The following is a 2,180-nucleotide window of genomic DNA, read 5'->3' as shown; positions in this document are numbered from 1 at the left end:
ACCGCGTGGCTGAACTGAAAAAGCCGCCAATAGGGCGACTTTTCAGGGGGGGGCATAGTTCGCCCCAGCCGCGCTTCGACCACCACCTTGCCCACGGCTTTACGCTGGTCGAGTGCATCGATCGCTTCGCCACCCCGCGCTAGCGGGAAGGTCTGTGATACCAATAGTTTGAGTTTGCCTTCGGTGTGGCAGGCGAACAGTTGTTGGAAGTTGTCGGCGTTATCCTGCGGTTGGCGCTGGGCGAAAAAGGAACAGATTTATTTTCGGCTGATATTGTGAGGCAATAAATAAATCTGTCACTTTTACACTGGTGAGGTTGTCGTTCCTTGGAGTGTATTTAAGTGAAATTGAACATTGATTTTCCTAACAATATGATCACGGATGAACTACTCATGCAGGAGCGAATCCCCTGCTTTTGCAAAATTTCAACAGACTTTGAGATTTCGTTTTCGGATACTGTTCCTGAGTCATCGGGGCTGGTGTCAGCCTGGGATCGTAGAGAGCTTGAGTTAAGAGCTATTGCAGGGGCGGGCGGTCGATATACGCACTTTGCTAATGGTTTGATTACGTTGCGGAAAGTTGGTGAGGGCGTTTACAAGATTCTTGACCTTGAAATGTTTTGTACAGGTTACGGTTGGTGCGCTGTCTTGCGAGGAGGGGAGTATGCGCCTCCCGGAGATTTTTGGGATGAAGAGTAAAGGTTTTCTGATTGAGGAAAAGGGGACAGATTTATTTTTAGGCTGACGGTGCTGCGTCATAAATAAATCTGTCCCATTTTTCCTCGGAAAATTAAATAGCGTTCAAGATATTTCCAAAGCATTAAGAGGGCTGGATTGATGTCTACTGAAGTCTTTGCAGGGAAGTACGCTGAGCGATTTGGATTCTCAAGTGTAGATGCTCTTGGTTTGGAGGATTTTTTTCAGGCTCTGGAGCTAGTGGCAATGAAAAGCAAAGGGTTCTTTCTACTGAAGGTCGATGGCGAGCGAGATAGGAATATATATACGTTTGCTTTGAATATGCCAGCTAAGGATGTCGTGTTGAGGAAGGATACAGATAGCATTAGAGAGGGTGTTCTCTACATATTTTCGGAGCTGGAGAGAAAAAATATCCTTCCGTAATTAAAGAAAAAGGGGACAGATTTATTTTTCACCTGATCGACTAAGCTGCAGGTCTCAATGGAAGGAGATCGTTATGCCAAGGATGGGGCGTATTGTGTTGCCGAACTACCCACATCATGTAGTGCAGCGAGGGCATAACCGGCAGGTGGTGTTTTCTGCTGAACAAGACTATCAGCGTTACATTTCTGGTCTGCGTGAGCTGAAAGATGTCTTCGGGGTCAAGGTTTACGCCTATTGCCTGATGACCAATCATGTCCACCTGCTGCTGGCGCCCGGTGAAGCTGTTGCCGGGCTGGGGCAGTTGATGAAGGCGCTGGCGGCGCGAGCTACGCGCTATCGAAATCGTCTGGAGGGGCGCACCGGCACTCTCTGGGAGAGTCGCTACAAGTCCAGCGTCGTCGAGTCAGACGCCTACTTGCTTGCCTGCTGTCGCTATATCGAACTGAACCCGGTTCGAGCTCGTATGGTTGTCGAGGCCGGTGATTATCCCTGGTCGAGCCATCGGATGCGGGTAACGGATCAGGCTGACAGCGATTGGTTAGATATAGACCCCTGCTTCATTGCTCTGGCAACACGTCTGAAAAGCGTCGTATCCGGTACATGGAGTTCATGCTTCAAGCCGTACCATCGAGCGAGATTGATCTGATCCGTGCAGCACTACAGAGGGGGCAGCTAACCGGGAGTGCTCGTTTCGTGGATGAAATAGAAAGAATCCAAGGGCAGCGGGTTGAGCTACGAGGTCAGGGCAGACCTAAGCGACAGCCCGAAAAATAAATCTGTCCCCTTTTTTGTAGAGTTTGCTAAAGAATTGGTGAAGGATCTTGATGATGCTATCGGACGTTGATTTTTTCAAAGGGTTCATTGACTGGTTGATGGGTTTGTCTATTGTTTCTTCAGAAGAAATTGATGGTTTTTTGAATTGTCTTGATGGTGTGGGTGGCGTCATTGAGGATGGCTTCTATATATCTGCATTTGGACGGAAAAGGGGACAGATTTATTTTTAGGCTGACGGTGCTGCGTCATAAAAAATCTGTCCCCTTTTTACTCTTGCCAAACACTGAC

Annotated in this window: 5 protein-coding genes; 4 read left to right on the top strand and 1 reads right to left on the bottom strand. The window is 48.3% G+C overall.

The window, feature by feature from the left end; all coding sequences use genetic code 11:
- On the bottom strand, window positions 1-257 hold a 257-nt coding region (locus tag J0A65_RS27845), incomplete at its 3' end, for a zinc-binding dehydrogenase (RefSeq protein WP_206596552.1).
- Between the two features lie 84 nt (window positions 258-341).
- Here J0A65_RS27845 and J0A65_RS22515 point away from each other — a divergent pair.
- The 4 genes from J0A65_RS22515 to J0A65_RS22500 all read left to right on the top strand — a co-directional run bounded on the left by J0A65_RS22515 (window position 342) and on the right by J0A65_RS22500 (window position 2,122).
- Window positions 342-698, top strand: a complete 357-nt coding sequence (locus J0A65_RS22515; RefSeq protein WP_206596551.1) for a hypothetical protein — start codon at window positions 342-344, stop codon at window positions 696-698.
- A 138-nt stretch (window positions 699-836) separates the two neighbouring features.
- On the top strand, window positions 837-1,118 hold the full coding sequence (locus tag J0A65_RS22510) for a hypothetical protein (RefSeq protein ID WP_206596550.1): 282 nt from the start codon (window positions 837-839) through the stop codon (window positions 1,116-1,118).
- A gap of 73 nt (window positions 1,119-1,191) precedes the next feature.
- On the top strand, window positions 1,192-1,764 hold the full coding sequence (locus J0A65_RS22505) for a transposase (protein ID WP_206596549.1): 573 nt from the start codon (window positions 1,192-1,194) through the stop codon (window positions 1,762-1,764).
- 178 nt (window positions 1,765-1,942) lie between these two features.
- Window positions 1,943-2,122 (top strand): hypothetical protein, encoded by a 180-nt coding sequence (locus tag J0A65_RS22500; protein ID WP_206596548.1) that lies wholly within the window; start codon window positions 1,943-1,945, stop codon window positions 2,120-2,122.
- Window positions 2,123-2,180 lie beyond the last annotated feature (58 nt).

The sequence above is a fragment of the Bowmanella yangjiangensis genome (assembly GCF_017255015.1).
GTDB classification, from domain to species: Bacteria; Pseudomonadota; Gammaproteobacteria; order Enterobacterales; family Alteromonadaceae; genus Bowmanella; species Bowmanella yangjiangensis.
This window is presented reverse-complemented; position numbering and strand designations above follow the sequence as displayed.

What these genes read in the sequence shown, in the direction of transcription:
- J0A65_RS22505 (WP_206596549.1), top strand. Translation starts at nt 1,192, where the DNA reads ATGCCAAGGATGGGGCGTATTGTGTTGCCGAACTACCCACATCATGTA.
- J0A65_RS22510 (WP_206596550.1), top strand. Translation starts at nt 837, where the DNA reads ATGTCTACTGAAGTCTTTGCAGGGAAGTACGCTGAGCGATTTGGATTC.
- J0A65_RS22500 (WP_206596548.1), top strand. Translation starts at nt 1,943, where the DNA reads ATGATGCTATCGGACGTTGATTTTTTCAAAGGGTTCATTGACTGGTTG.